Source organism: Chryseobacterium caseinilyticum, from assembly GCF_014837145.1.
Lineage (GTDB): Bacteria > Bacteroidota > Bacteroidia > Flavobacteriales > Weeksellaceae > Chryseobacterium > Chryseobacterium caseinilyticum.
This window is the reverse complement of record NZ_JACYFS010000001.1, coordinates 50209-64988: the sequence shown is the minus strand read 5'-3', so window position 1 is coordinate 64988 and position 14780 is coordinate 50209. Positions and strand designations below refer to the sequence as shown.

The 14780-nt window shown below is 33.6% G+C and carries 12 protein-coding genes and 1 pseudogene; 2 read left to right on the top strand and 11 right to left on the bottom strand.

Annotation, left to right across the window (positions count from 1 at the left end):
* Positions 1-11: 11 nt before the first annotated feature.
* The 3 genes from IC610_RS00275 to IC610_RS00265 all read right to left on the bottom strand — a co-directional run bounded on the left by IC610_RS00275 (position 12) and on the right by IC610_RS00265 (position 4034).
* Positions 12-563: a biliverdin-producing heme oxygenase gene (locus IC610_RS00275; protein WP_191734689.1), complete on the bottom strand. Its 552-nt coding sequence runs from the start codon at positions 561-563 to the stop codon at positions 12-14.
* A 20-nt stretch (positions 564-583) separates the two neighbouring features.
* Positions 584-2791 carry an ATP-binding protein gene (locus tag IC610_RS00270; RefSeq protein ID WP_191734688.1) on the bottom strand — a complete coding sequence of 736 codons (2208 nt, stop codon included), beginning with the start codon at positions 2789-2791 and terminating at the stop codon, positions 584-586.
* A gap of 229 nt (positions 2792-3020) precedes the next feature.
* The gene (locus IC610_RS00265) at positions 3021-4034 is read right to left on the bottom strand and encodes a nucleoid-associated protein (RefSeq protein WP_191734687.1); all 1014 of its coding nucleotides are present in this window, start codon (positions 4032-4034) and stop codon (positions 3021-3023) included.
* A gap of 294 nt (positions 4035-4328) precedes the next feature.
* Here IC610_RS00265 and IC610_RS00260 point away from each other — a divergent pair, with 294 nt between their 5' ends.
* Entirely contained in the window at positions 4329-4790 is a 462-nt protein-coding gene (locus tag IC610_RS00260) for a DUF7674 family protein (RefSeq protein WP_228462828.1), read from the top strand.
* A gap of 97 nt (positions 4791-4887) precedes the next feature.
* Here the strand turns inward: IC610_RS00260 and IC610_RS00255 are convergent, their stop codons facing one another.
* The 5 genes from IC610_RS00255 to IC610_RS00235 all read right to left on the bottom strand — a co-directional run bounded on the left by IC610_RS00255 (position 4888) and on the right by IC610_RS00235 (position 9546).
* The gene (locus IC610_RS00255) at positions 4888-6006 is read right to left on the bottom strand and encodes a lactonase family protein (RefSeq protein WP_191734686.1); all 1119 of its coding nucleotides are present in this window, start codon (positions 6004-6006) and stop codon (positions 4888-4890) included.
* A 148-nt stretch (positions 6007-6154) separates the two neighbouring features.
* Complete coding sequence (locus IC610_RS00250) at positions 6155-6748, bottom strand: GNAT family N-acetyltransferase (RefSeq protein WP_191734685.1); 594 nt, start codon at positions 6746-6748, stop codon at positions 6155-6157.
* Positions 6749-6774: 26 nt separating this feature from the next.
* Entirely contained in the window at positions 6775-7632 is an 858-nt protein-coding gene (locus IC610_RS00245) for a carboxylesterase family protein (protein WP_191734684.1), read from the bottom strand.
* A 26-nt stretch (positions 7633-7658) separates the two neighbouring features.
* On the bottom strand, positions 7659-8714 hold the full coding sequence (locus tag IC610_RS00240) for a serine hydrolase domain-containing protein (protein WP_191734683.1): 1056 nt from the start codon (positions 8712-8714) through the stop codon (positions 7659-7661).
* A 151-nt stretch (positions 8715-8865) separates the two neighbouring features.
* Positions 8866-9546 carry a hypothetical protein gene (locus tag IC610_RS00235; RefSeq protein ID WP_191734682.1) on the bottom strand — a complete coding sequence of 227 codons (681 nt, stop codon included), beginning with the start codon at positions 9544-9546 and terminating at the stop codon, positions 8866-8868.
* 312 nt (positions 9547-9858) lie between these two features.
* Here IC610_RS00235 and IC610_RS00230 point away from each other — a divergent pair.
* Positions 9859-10074: pseudogene (locus IC610_RS00230) on the top strand (nuclear transport factor 2 family protein); the annotation flags it as partial.
* Positions 10075-10120: 46 nt separating this feature from the next.
* On the opposite strand, the gene IC610_RS00225 reads toward IC610_RS00230, so the two are convergent.
* The 3 genes from IC610_RS00225 to IC610_RS00215 all read right to left on the bottom strand — a co-directional run bounded on the left by IC610_RS00225 (position 10121) and on the right by IC610_RS00215 (position 14773).
* Complete coding sequence (locus tag IC610_RS00225) at positions 10121-11812, bottom strand: helix-turn-helix domain-containing protein (protein WP_191734681.1); 1692 nt, start codon at positions 11810-11812, stop codon at positions 10121-10123.
* Positions 11813-12595: 783 nt separating this feature from the next.
* Positions 12596-13087 carry a cupin domain-containing protein gene (locus IC610_RS00220; RefSeq protein WP_228462827.1) on the bottom strand — a complete coding sequence of 164 codons (492 nt, stop codon included), beginning with the start codon at positions 13085-13087 and terminating at the stop codon, positions 12596-12598.
* 147 nt (positions 13088-13234) lie between these two features.
* Positions 13235-14773 (bottom strand): RagB/SusD family nutrient uptake outer membrane protein, encoded by a 1539-nt coding sequence (locus tag IC610_RS00215; protein WP_191734680.1) that lies wholly within the window; start codon positions 14771-14773, stop codon positions 13235-13237.
* Positions 14774-14780: the final 7 nt, after the last annotated feature.

Sequence of the window (14780 nt, the reverse complement as noted above, 5' to 3'; positions counted from 1 at the left end):
TTTAAAAAAAATTAATTAATGTTTAATAGAAGCGTATACAGCTTTTTGGCTCCTGCAAGCACTTCATCATAGCTTTCTTCCTTCACTTCTGTATCTAAAACTTCCTTGAAATTCTTCCACATAGCACCAGTATTCTCTTTGTAACATCCGAAGAAATTGAAAGTAACATCTTCGAAACCTTCCGTTTTTGAAAGCTGTTTAGCAATCACGTTTCCACCTAAAGTTGACCCTTCGATAACGTAAAGCATTCCCAGAGCTTCATTTTGGTTGGAAATTTCAACAACCTGTTCCGGCTTTTCATTTTGAAGAGAAAGACTTGATAAATCCTTTTCGATAACAGATAATTTTTTACGCTGGTCCAGCTGAAGTTTATCTGAAAAATCAGTCGACAAACTTTCAATTATTTGATTTTCAGAATTTAAAAGCATTAAATAATTATTTCTGATGATTTTCTTGTAATCATCAAAAGTAAAAGTTTTGTTGAAAATTTTATCTGAACTGAATAATTTTTCGGCAGCATCATGAAGATCTGCTGTATTTTTTTTAAGGTATTCTGAAACCATTTTTAAATTTGCTAAAAGATTTATATTTCTGCAAATTTAGGTTTTTGAAACGTTAAAATAAAACAAGTACCATCATTGTTGCTTTCATAATCCACATTACCACCCAATCTGTTCATAATTCTGTGAACAATAGACAGACCTACTCCATTTCCTTTGAATTTTTTGGCATTGTCCATCCTGTTGAAAATCTTAAACATTTTATGTTTTTCGGTCTCCGGAATGCCAATTCCATTGTCTTTAATACGATATATGATATAGTCTCCGTTGTCTGAACCTTCAATTTCAATGAAAGGCTTTTCATTACCTGAAGAATATTTTATAGCGTTATTTATAATGTTCAAAAACACCTGATGAAGCATCGTGCGATCTGCTAAAACCTCAGGGCATTGCTTTATAACAACTGTGCTGTGAGGAGTATTGTAAGTCATCTTGGCATTTTCCGTGATTTTTTCGATGGTACTTTCGGTTTCAATTTTCTCCAGGAGGATTTCACTGTGTTTTGCACGGCTGAGCTGTAGAACATTCTGCATCATTTCTGCCATATTATCGATTTCACCGATGATAGACTGAATCTTCTTCCTGTCTCTTTCGTCGGCATTTACCAGGCTTTTGAGCAGCATCTGGGCATTCAGTTTCATCACGGTAAGTGGTGTACCCAAATCGTGCGAAATCGTGTATGAGAAACTGTCCAGCTCCTCATTTACTTTTTTAAGCTGATCATTTAGTTTTTTGATCATCACATACTGCTTATGAGATGTACCTAAGATCAAATCCCTAATCGACTTTACTGCAATATCACTTTTTGAGCTCCATCTTTTAGAGCTTCCTTTGATGTTTTCTGTAAAAACCTGGAATGAGGTTCGTGGTGAAACTGTCTTTCTGTCGATTCCGTTTATGGATAAAACTTCTATTTTCTTTTCAGGATTTCCTGCCCAGTCGATGTGTTCGTCAAATTCCTTTCTGAACCATATTAAAATTTCATTTTTACTTCTTTCAACAAAGTAAATAATAATTCCTGCAGCTCTATTGTCAAGTCCTAATTCATCTCCGTAATCCTTTAAAAAACTACTGCTGATAAAAATACTTTCTGAGGTATTATCGTACGCCCAATCAACAATTTTCTGAATCGTTTCATACGGCGGAACTACTCCATCAGTAATTTTATCTGCCTCTGAAATGACCACAAAACCATCAGCCTTAGGCAGATTTCTAAGTTCTCTCCTGTTGGAAGCCAGACTTTCGAAAAGTGTATTGTATTTTAAAAATTCAGATTTTAGAAAAGATAATTTTATATCGAGATCAAGACGGTATTCCAGATCTTTTTTAGATTTAAAAGATGAAAATGCATTGGATGCCAAAACAGTAAATATCCCAGCCTGCACACGATCTTCGAGATCTACATGCTTAGCTTCCTTATTTTGGCAAGTCACTAAACCCCAAAGTTTATCATCAATAATAATAGAAATACTGAAGCTCGAAGATGCACCTGAATTCTTCACATACTGCCCATGAATAGGCGACATTGCTCTTGCGCTGGCATACGTCAGATTGATCGGTGTATCGATTTTGCTGATGATAGCCACAGGCTCCGCATAAGCGTTGCTGAAAATTCTTTTTCTTTTTTTCAGGTAGAGTTCTCTTGCCTGCCTTGGGATGTCGTGCTCGGGATAATGCAAACCGGCATAACTTTCCAAAACGCCATTATTGATTTCTGAAATCACTTTACCGGAACCGTCATCCATAAATTTATAAACCATCATCCGGTCATAATTGATGATATTGGAAACCGTAGTCAGCAACTGATCCCAAATTCCCTGATCGTTGTCTATAATGTAAAAGTTATCATACTTATTGGTAATTCTCTTGTGAGGATTTTCAACAACCTCTTCAAATTCCAAAAAAATATTAATACCATTTCTAAAAAGTGAAAAATGGTATTTCTTTTGATCTATTTCAATTTTATCGAAGTAAGTTTCATTTTCCCTTTTTGTATACTCATTTGCAGATCTGTATATATCAGACTCAGAAAGCAGATTGTGAATGACAGGGAAATCTGAAATTTTTTTACCTAAAAGTGCTTCCGCATTGGAAATATTGAAAATTTCACAGATATTTTCACTGCAGAAATTAATCGTCTCAGATACTGAACTAACGCCAATAAGGTATCCAAAACTTTGTACATGCCCAGGTATGTGAATGGGCTCTTCGTGACATTCTACGAAATTCATAGCAATTATTAAAGTATCAAATATACTTATAAATGATTGGTTTAGATTATGATTGAGATTCGATTTTCAAAAAATATCACAATTTTAATATAAATTAAAATTTGCTAATATAATTTTATGAATAATTACGAATTTCAAATGATAAAAAATTATGAATGAGTATTCACAATTTTAAATAAAAATCTTCACGAATTACTCATTTTAAAACGAATATAAATTGAGAGGTTTTCTACACTTCTTTATCAAAATACAACATATAAAATTTTCCCTTTTCGTCCTGACCCTGTTCCAGCATTTTTCGGTCGCCATGAATATAGATATGGAAATTTTTATCTAATTTTATGATGCTTTTAAAATGTCTCTGCGTTTTTTTCACAGCAGCTTCACTGATCGGGAATTCTTCTGCAATGTTGATCTGCATTTCCTGCTCATAATCGGTTTTAAAATTATTAAAACTTTCAATTACGTGCTCATCTTTCAGAACTTCAGCTGCAAAATCATCCAGTTTAAATTCTTCCTTTTCTTTAAAAAAGTTGATGGACTGATTCAGAAAATCTGCCTGATCTGCCTTTGAAACCTCAAATTCCTGTGGAAGCTGTTTTGTGATGTAATCTTTGTAAACCATCAACGCCTCCTGTGTATGGAAATATTCGTCGTCGCGCTGTTTTACCTTTAGAAAATCTTCAAACCAGTAATACATATCGCCGTTTTTATTGTTGTCGACAACAGAAAGAACATATCCGTTTTCTTTTCCATTATTGTAAATCAGCGCTGCTTTATCAATTTTGGAAAGACTGATTCCCTGATCTTTTTCAAGTTCAAAAGTTTCATTTTTAGGAAATATTTTCAGGAAAGAGTCTCTTTTTTCGGTTTTAAAAATTCCGATTTTGTGTACTTTTTCGTCGCCTTCTTTTTCATCTTCAAAGAAAACAATGAATAATTCTCCACCCTGAACTCTTGGGTTTTCTGCTGCTTCAAAAAGATGTTTTGCAATGTTTTCTGCTTCCCAAAGAAATTTATCTTTATCTTCAAAAATCTCTGAAACCGCACTGTAAACAGGATTATTAACTAAATAAGTGTCGCTGTAAAACTGATAAGTTTCTTCAGTCTTGAATGAACCTAAGAAATAATTTTCCAGCATTTCTACCGTTCCTTCATCCAATTGCAGCTCTTCCTGTGAAAGCAGAAGCGATTCTCCGTTAATTTTATTTCCGACTCTGTGGACAACAATTTTTGTAAACATCAATGATTTTTTATGGACTGCAAATATATTTAATCTGAAATTAAATAAGACAAAATATCATTTTACTTTAATTAAAACTTATGAGTAGTAAGCATAAGTAATTTTCATTACATAATTCTATAATTTCATTACATAAAAACAAAAACCAATCACAAAGATTCATTTAAAAACAACAAAATTCACTATATAAATCATTAAAAAGTGAAAACTAAACAATCCGTGACTACCATCAATAAACAACTTGAAGAAAATACAATATGAAAATATCATTTTAAAATTTTTAAAAAAACATATTTGTCACAAGTAGGAATTGGTATAGTTTTGGATAAAGTGAGAATGTCTAAAAATATTTTAGTTATGAAGAATATGGAGTTAAAAACCATTAATGAAAATGCAGCAATCGAACATTTAAAAGTATTTTACCCTACGATACAAAACGAGATCGTGCAGCTTTCTGCACAGGATAACTTCGCCGGAGTAATTCAGGCAACTGTAAATCATCTTAAAAGCCTTTTGCAGGAATCAAAAATCAATATCGTAAATCACAACATCAAAATGATGGACTGGATCTACCGAAACGGGACAAATACCGTACAGCAAATCATTGAGAACCTTTTTGTAAGGTCGTTCAGAAGTTTCAAAAAACAAACAGACCTCCACCAATGGAATATTTTATATCAATTTATGCCCGTAAATTTTCAGAAAATTTATGTAAAGCAGACAAAAATGGATGAAATATTATTCAAAAAACACTAAATCAACTATTCATATCACGAAAAAATCCCGAAGCAGTATGTTTCGGGATTTTATTTTATTGAGACAAGCTTGCCGTTGTCAATTTGTCTATATTATTTTAATATTTTCTTATCTGCACTGCAGAAACGTTTTCTATCTTAATTTTTCTGCCCACTTTTTTTAGCATTCCGGTTTCTGAATTTCTTCTGAAAACCACAACCCTTCCTGTTCCTGTATTGGCAACAATAACAAATTTTCCGGTTTCATCCATTCCAAAAACCCGTGGATGCTTTCCTTTTGTCGAATGATAACCTACTGTTTTTAAAGTTCCGTCATTTTCAACAGCAAAAATGGCAATATTATTTTCAGCTCCACGGTTTGAAGCATACAAAAATTTCCCGTCGGGAGAAATATGAATGTCTGAGCTTTCAAAATCTGCTTTAAGCTTTTCTGAATGCGTAAAAATTCTCTGAATATTTTTCAATTCTCCATCTTTATATTGAAAAGTACTTACCGCTCCTCCCATTTCTTCGATGACGTAAGCAAAATTTCCGTTGGGATGAAATGCGAAATGCCTTGGTCCGCTTCCCGCAACGGTTTTAATAAAAGGTTGCTGACAACTTTCCAGCGGCTCGTCTTTCTCTTTATTAAACTGATAACATCTGATTTTATCAGCTCCCAAATCGGGCAGAAAAATATAATTGAAATCCGGCGAAAATACTGTAGAATGAATATGAGCACGATCCTGTCTTTTCTTAATTACACTCCCTTCAGAAAACTGAAAATTCTGAACGAATGGCTGAATTTTTCCATCTTCCGAAACCGGATAAACAGAAACACTTCCTTCTGTATAATTCCCATTCACAAGCCATTTTCCATTGTTATGAGCAGTCAGGTAAACTGGATTTTCACCACCACTTTTTTGACTGTTGATGAAACTCAGAGATTTATTTTTTGGGTTAAATTTAAAACTGCTCACACTTCCACCATTTTCGGTTTTGCTGTCAGTACACGCAAAAACGTATTTTCCATCGGCAGAAAGCGTCAGAAAAGAAGGATTTTTGACGTTCTTAACAGCCGTAACTTTTGATAAATTTCCTTTGACAGTGTCTAATTCGTATACAAATAGCCCTTCTTTTTCTTTTTCCCAATTAAATGAGCCAAGAAAAACGAAAGTATTTTGCCCACACAAATTTGAGCAGAGAAAAATTGCGAGTAATAATGATAATGCTTTCAAATATTCTGAGTTTTTTCGATTAAATGTTTTTAAATTGAATGATTATCTTAACAAAAAGTCCACAGAGTTTTTTTAAAAAAAATCTATTGTTTTTGAGTCTCACAAAGCCGTGAACTTACAGAAGCCCGCAAAGCTTTTGAATTAGTAATCAGATTGACTTTTGAAGATTTTCTTTCACGCTTTCTTCCCATTCATTTTTCAGAATACTCAGTCGCGTGACGTCGATACGGTTTCCGTTTGCGTCTGTACTGCAGTTTCTCAAAACGCCTTCTACAACGCAACCGATGCCCTTCATGGCATTCAGACTTCTTTTATTTTTGCTGTTGGCGGCAAATGCTACACGCAACATATTTAGTTTTTCAAAGGCAAATTCAAGCAGGAGAAATTTACAGTTTTTGTTGATCCCACTTCCCTGATACTGTTTACCATACCATGTATAGCCGATCTCGATGGTATTATTTTCAGAAAAAATTCCATAAAATCTTGTGCTTCCAACATATTTTTGACTTCTTTTATCGAAGACAATAAAAGCGTATTCCTTTTCATTTTCTCTGTGAGAAATGGCATTGGCAATGTATTTTTCAAGATTTTCTTTTCCGTTGGCACCTCCGGAATTGTATTCCCAGATTTCCTGTTCGTTTTCTGAAAATTCCAGCAGATGATCAAAATCCGAAGCAACTATAGGCTGTAATCTTACCCAGTCATTTTCGAGGATATAATTTTCTTTAAAATCTAAATTCATTTGTTGTTGTTGTGTATTTTTTATATTTAATTTCTAATGCTTTTATGCTTTTTCATCAACCATTTTGGAATTTCATCAACCAGTTCTGCAGACAAAATATTATTGTGGTATTTGTCTTTAAATTCCCAAAATAAAATATTCCCATTGTTTTTTAATTCTCCAAAAAATTTAAGATTACTTTTTATAGAATTTTCTGTATCCAAACTTCCGTGAACCATCCAAATTGGGAGATTTTTAAGCTCATTTATTTTATTAAACTGCGAAACTCCAGAAATATTAACCGCTGCTGCAAATAAATCTGGTCGATTGGTTATTGCATTGGAAGTTGTAGAACCGCCCATCGAAAAACCCATGACGTAAACTCTGTTTTTGTCAATATTTTCTTTTTCAATGAAAAAGTCTAGTGAATTTAAAACCAAATTTAGATATTCGCCAGACTCTGAAGCCAGTACATTCCTATCCTGATCTAAATGATAGTTTGATGACCGTTCAGGAAACTGAGGCGATAAAACATAAACCGGATACTTTTCTCTATTCTCCGGAAGCAACCACATTTTCGCCAAAACTCCCATCTGGGCAGTGTTATTTACACCAATCGCTCCCGAACCATGGAACACCAAAACCAAGGGATATTTTTGAGTTTGTTCGATTTTTTTTGGTTTTAAAAGACGGTAATTCACGGCAATTTTTTCATTTTCAAATTTTCCTTCTATGAACTCTGAAAAATCGAGACTTTTAATATGTTTGATTTTAGACAAAGACTTTGCAGAATCTGCTTTGTCTTGAATTTCGGTTTTTGTGCCGTACTTCATTTTCTGCGAGGTGCAGGAAAATAAAATTAGACCTGTAAAAAAGGTCAGAAAATATTGAAGGAGATCTTTCATTATTTGTTAATTTTTAGAACAGATTATTATTTTAAAAGCACACTTTCCTGTACAATCTTTCTCACTTCCTGCTCAAAATAATATGCAATATCAAAATTCTCATTGCCTACATTTTCCATAATGATGACGCTGGTTTTGGTCTTCGGATAATATAAATTCAGTGCTGTAAAACCTTCACTCGGATGAAAACCGGTGTGTCCTATTTCATTGATTTGTGCTTTGTCATTAATTCTTAAACCATAACCGTAACCAATAGGGTTTTCGCTGAAAACCTGATGAGTATTGGTAATGGAATAATTGGTCATCATTTTATAAGTCGCAGGTTTCAGTAATTTTCCGTTGTGAAGCGCTTCGTTCCATTTTGCCAAATCGGGAGCAGTGACGATGAGATGGCTTCCAAAATAATAATCCGTGCCAAATTCCGATTTTTCATTGAGCCTGAAAGTCCCGTCTTTTCTGATCGTGTGACCTTTTATCAAAAATTTGCTGTTGGTTTCATTGGGATAAAAACTGTTACTCATTTTGCATTTTTTGAATAATGCAGTTACCAAATCCTCGAATTTTTTACCGCTTTGTTTTTCCAAAACCAATCCTGCAACGGAATAGCCAATATTTGAATAACTAAATTCTGTTCCCGATCGAAACTTCAGATCTGGTTTTAAAGCATCACTGTACAAACCGCTGGTGTGATTTAATAACTGATGAACAGTAACGCTGTCTGCCCATGAATATTGAAAATCGGGTAAATATGTACGAATTGGAACTTTTAAATCGATTGTTCCATTTTCAACTTCCTGCAAAATCAAAGTCGCAGTAATTTGCTTGGCAATCGACATCGTTGAAAAATGATCTGAGATTTTCAATGGTGTCTTTTTATTAAAATTGGAAAAACCAAATGCTTTGGAATATTTTTGTTTTCCGTTTTGCTGAATGTAGACAACGCCGTTGAATGATCTGGGGTTTGTGATTTTTACTAAACTGTCGATTTTTGCCGAATATTCATCTTTCTGTTGAGCTGATGACTGGCATGATGTGAAAAATAAGGCGACGGCAACAGAAGCCAGCCTGAAGAGGTTTTTCATTTGTGGATTGAAATAATTTTTTGATTAAAATAATTGAACTTAAAAAGATGCGATAAATTTAAATTTTTAATCTAAAAAATGAGACAAAAAGTTATCCACAAGTATTGAATTTTCTTTAAATTAATTTGAATAATTCAGACCTTAAAGTCATTTAATTCTCAATTGTCTCTAGCAATGATTTAATCTCAATCAATTCATTTTCAGAAAAGTAAGTTATTAAAATAAGTAAATTATAAGTACCGTAATTTTTGAATGCATATATTCTGTTTCCCGTAGCATTACCATTATAATCGCCAACTGTGAAATGAAAATATGGAATTTTATCATTCTTACCAAAAGACAAATTTCCACTCGTTTTAAGATTTTTTTCGTTAAGTTTTAATGCTTCAGGATTGTCTTTCAACTGACTGAGAATTTCTTTCTGAGCATCCTCTACATCATCCTCAGCATTACCGTTTTCTGATGAAACGACAACAAAACCTAAATCACCTTTTCTGTTACCATTCCTAATTTCATCCTGCGTATTTTTTGAAATTACAAACAGCTGTACGATAGAAGCCTCGTCTGCAAAATTGAAATTTTCGTTAATTGTAATGTCTTCATTTTTAAAAATACTGTGAGTCATATTCTCTTTCATAGGTATGAATGCCGACGCTCCCTGACTGTTGTCTACAAAGTTCCAGTTTCGTGGCAACTGCATTTTAAATTTCAGCATTTCATTATTGTACACCCAGTTTTGATTGATTGTACCTTTCGGGATTTTAGGAATATCTTCAGCTTTATTTTTGCAGCTGACTAAAAATAACGAAAGAAAAAGCAGTACAAATTTCATGGAATTCATTTAAAAAATTATCTCGTAAAAGTATAAAAACATCCGTTTTAAATCATAAAATATTGAGATGTTCAATTTTTAAAAAAAATTAATAAAAAAAAATCACATTCCTTTTGTAAATTTTAATTTAATCTTAAAATAACACAGTAGAGTGGCTTGATTTTTTTGTAGAAATATTAAAAGATTATTATGGATCATAAAACAGTATTAGAAAATGCCAACAAAGCAATTTCAGAAGGAAATCATGAAGAATTTTTATCGTATCTCAGCGAGAATACAAAATAGAATTTTTTCGGAGATCAAACGCTTACCGGAAAAGAGGAAGTTCGAAAGTACATCGCTGATGCCTATGTAAAACCTCCAAAATTTGATGTGCAACTGATAATCGCTGATGGAGATCATGTCGCAGTAACGGGCAAAATCAGCCTTTGGGAAAATGATCAGTGGAAAGATTACGATTACTGTGATGTCTGGAAGTTTGAAGATGGTAAAATGGCAGAACTAAAGGCGTTTGTCATCGAAAAATAAAATCCGACCAAATCTCTCCTTTCAAAAAAAATACCGATTTTTATTCTCAACCAATCTTTCTTTCAGCCTGAACTTCTTCATTTCGTTTTTTGAGAAACTCTGCGGGTCTCATTCCGTTTTGTTCGTAAAAGAAATTTGAGAAACTCTGTCTGTTGCTGAAGCCACAAGCCAAAGCGATATCTTCAACCGAGTATTTACGCCACTCCTTATGGTTATAAATCTGGTCTACTGCATATTTTATCCTGAGATTATTAAGATAGGTATTGAAATTACTGTCTTTAAATTCACTCACAAACTGAGAAAAATAGGTTGCGTTGGTTTCAAATTCTGCGGCTAATCTTCCCGCTGTAAGACCTTTTTCAAGAAATCTTTTGCTCTTTTCAAATTCTTTGAATTTTTCTTTTAAATTTTTAATAACCGCCGCATCTAATTTTGAAACTTTTTCAATATTTTTTTCTTCCGCCTGAATAACCTCCGGTCTTACAGAATCAAGTTCACTTAAAATATGATTGTATTTTTTCTGAAGATCTTTTTTCGTTTTAAACCAATAAAATACCAGTCCACCTAAAATCAATAATGTTATTGATAAGATAATAACCAACTTTTCGCTGAAACTATTTTTATTTTCAAGTTTCGCCTGAGCCTGAAGCAACTCTTTGGTATCATATTCTCTGTGGATGCGATTGGCGAGATATTTAAAATCATTGGTGAGGACGCTGTCTACCTTCAGCAATTGCTTGGTATAAAAAAGTTCCTGTTGTGGGTCATTTTGCTTTTTATAATAGTCAATCAACTCCTCATAATTTTTTCTTGTCTGAGGGAATATAAACTGATGTTTAGCAAAAATGGAATCCACAGCCTTGTATTTTGCTACCGCCTGTTTAAAATCACCTTTATTCTGATAACTCAATCCCGAATAATAATTGATTGCAGAAATCCACGAAAAATCATTCACTTTCTTTAAACCCGTAATTGATTTATTAAAATCGCTAATGGCCCCGTCGTAATTCTTCTGATGAATTTCATTGATACCCTTTGTCTTATAAAAATAGCTTCGCTCCTGCTCAAAATCGTTGGTTGCAGGTGTTTCTTTTAAGCCCTGCACTGTATGAAGCACCGCATTTTTGTAATCTCCTGTTGCCTGCTCGCAAACGATGAGTTGGTGAAGGGCATTTAAATACCCTTTTCTGTTATTAAAAATCAGGTTTGGATGAATATTTCCCTTTGTATTAGGTTTAAAAAATGCAATACTTTTCCTGAAAATTTCTGCTGCCTCACTGTAATAACCGAGGTAGCTTTTCACAGTTCCAATATAATATAAGTTTCTTTCTTTTAAAAATTGGTCGTCAGAATTTTCCAGGTATTTATAGGCCTTTAAATATTCGTGGAGAGCAGGTTTAAATTTTCGGTGTGTAAAATAGTAAACACTTCCCTTTGCCAGATATGCATTACCAATGATGTCAGGATCTTTCGAGAGATGAGCTGCAGTAACGGAGCTGTCTGCATACTGTAATTTTCGATTGGGAGAATATCTTATTGCGTCATTATACGCTTGAAAAAGTTCCTTGTAATTTTTCTCTTTTTTTGCAGATTTAATGTAAATATTAACATAGGTAAAAGCCTTTTCGTCATTCTCCTCAAACTCCCAATACTTATTTCTGATCTCAGCATAATATGCCTGCGAATGAAATAGAGTAAATAAAAAAAAGATAAATAGACCTAAAACTTTTCTTAGCATTGTTTATTCTCAAAAAAATATTCAACAAAAATACTGTTTTTTACAGCTAAAATTAATAGTTACACAAAAAAATAGCAGAAAAACACTCCACATTTAATAATCTAATTTTCAATTACTTAAATAAGATATTGGTAAAAGATTTAAAAATTCGTTCGTGAGAATATAATATTCCTACCTGCACAACATTGCACTGTTATACCACTCTTTTTAATTTAGCATAAAATTAATTCAGGCATTTCTGAATTGCTATAATTTTAGAAATTAAAAACAGTTAGATATACAACTATTGAAACGTTTGTTTGAATCAAAAATTGTTCAGGTTTCTGTGATAATAAATAATAACCATATTAATTGTTAAATGAGTGAATCAATTTTATTTCTGGTTATATATCTTGTGACTTTGTTTGCATGAAGTAGGCCAGTCCGTTTATTTAAAATGTAATCCTAAATATGATAAGATTACCTGAAAAGATCTTTTGTTTCGAATTAAATTAAAAACACAAAAAAACTCAATAGAATACAGATCTATCAGCAGACTTTTAAAGAGATTATATTTAGTATAATTTCAACTCAACAGAAAAAAGTCACAACAAAAAATAACGGAAGTTTTTATGAAACTCTGAGTTGATAAAAACTATAAAACAGATATGGATCATTAAAAGATTTTATCTAAAGGATGGTGACTTCCAGTTATCTTGGCAGGCCTCTGAGAAGCCCGCTGTCCTTGAAAAGAATCTTTCCGGTGATCCTTATCTTTTTTTGTTTTACACCACTTTCAAATCTTTATTTTTTCGAAATTTCATTTTTAAATTCTTCATCACTCACGGCTTCAAACCACTGCGACGGATTTTTTTCGTGATCGATACTTACTGCAATGTGTGTCATTGATTCCACGTCGGTTCCTCCGTGCCAGTGTTTCACGTTTTTTCCAATTTTAATGATGTCACCTTTTTTAATTTTTTGTACAGGTTTTCCTTCTTCCTGATGATAGCCAACTCCATCAGTTACTAAAAGCGTTTGCCCGCCGGGATGATTGTGCCAGTTGGTACGTCCGTTCGGTTCAAAAGTAACATTGCTCACACGGGTTCCTTCATCGCTAAGAATCGACTGATAAACAGTTCCTGTGAATTTATCATTGGGAACTTTTTCGCCTTTTGGAAACAGCATTTCCTGTTTTTCGGCTAATTGATTTTCTTTGTTCTGAAAGCTCTTTTCCTGACATGAAAAAATAAGAAGGGTTAATATTCCTAAAGTTATAGCGCTTGTTTTTTTCATTTTACTCTTTTTTGATTGGTTTTGATTCTACAATTTAAAAATTTTGATTTTAATAAATATTATCATTTGTTCTAATTGAAATCAATTTATAGAAAATCCCCTCGCTAAAAAACGAAGGGATCATCAATTTAAGTATGAAAAAATATTTTAAGGATTCTGATCGTATCCTGCAATCTGAACCTGATTAAGTGGGATCTGATACAGATAATCATTGGTAGTGATCGTAAAATTATAGTTGTTTGCAGCAGCCGCAGCATTAATCACACTCACTCCGGTATTCCATCTTACCAAATCGTGCCAGTAAACACCTTCTCCGGCAAATTCGGATCTTCTTTCTCTTCTCAATGCAGTAGTAAAATCTGCTGCACTTATTGATGTAGGAAGTGCAGCAAGGCCTGCTCTCTGACGAATTCTGTTCAGATAAGGAACTGCAGTACTTGTACTTCCCTGATTATTGAGAACCTCAGCATACATCAAAATCACATCAGCATATCTGATGATTGGAAAATTGATTGGCCAGTCGTAACGACCACTGATTGTGATTCCTGGCTCACGGAATTTAATAAAATAATTGGCATTATCGGTCTGACCGTTCTGTGCAATGAAAGAAGTTTTTGTTGTGATATTTTTTCTTAAATCACCAGTTTCATAAGAATTGAGTAGCGATGTTGAAACGCCCAGTTCTGCTGAACTGTAAAGACTGCTTTGCGCGTTGTATAAAGGATCGTTAACTCCAAAATTTGGCGAAACAAAACTTGGCAGATAGCTACCCTGAGACAGACCTCCGCTGATGTGCTGAATTTCGAAAAGATGGTATTTGTTGTCGTTAACACTTTTGAAAAGTTCTGCATAAGTAGGTGCGAAAGTTACAAACTGACCCTCAGCCTGAATCACTGCAAACAGATGATCTTTAGCTTTGGTAAGGTAAGAGCTGTTGTTTAAAGGATATCCGTTTCCGGTAAGGTAAATTCTACCTAACATCGCATGAGCTGCGGATTTGGTAATTCTTCCTTTATTTTTTGCGTCGTAGGTATTTTTCAAACCTGCAACAGATGCTTCAATTTCTGAAGTGATAAAATTGTACAAAGTTGCAAGATCGGTTCTTGGTATTGCAGCTGCTTCATTCGGGGTTACAGGTTTATCTATCAAAGGTACTTTTCCGAAGGCCCGCATCAATTCAAAATAAGCGTAAGCTCTTAAAAATTTAACTTCCGAACGGTACTGTTCTTTTATTGTAGGATCAGCAAAAGGAACAGCATCTATTCTTGCTAAAATATTGTTGGCATAAGTCACGAGCTGATAAGCATCATCCCAAAGAATAGCCATTTCTTCGGTAGAAGAAGTATCCTGAAAACGGTTGATGGCGAAATAATCTCTGTTTCCGTTTTGCGAAATAGCATTGAAATTATTGGAACGGACTTCGGAAGCTAAAAGATAATAATTAACGTCAAAACCACCTCTTGAAGAAGAGTTGATCATCGCAGAATATACTCCGGAGACAGCCTGCTGGATTTGTAATTCTGTAGTATAAAAAGAAGTTTGAGTAATGTTGTTTTCGGGCTCAAGCATCAGGTCTTTTTCACAGCTGACAGTTCCAAACGTTAATGCTCCAAAAAGTAAGGCTTTACCTAAAGTGTTGAAATTTAAAGGTAAAAGAGATTTATTTTTAATATTGATTGTTTTCATTTTAAAA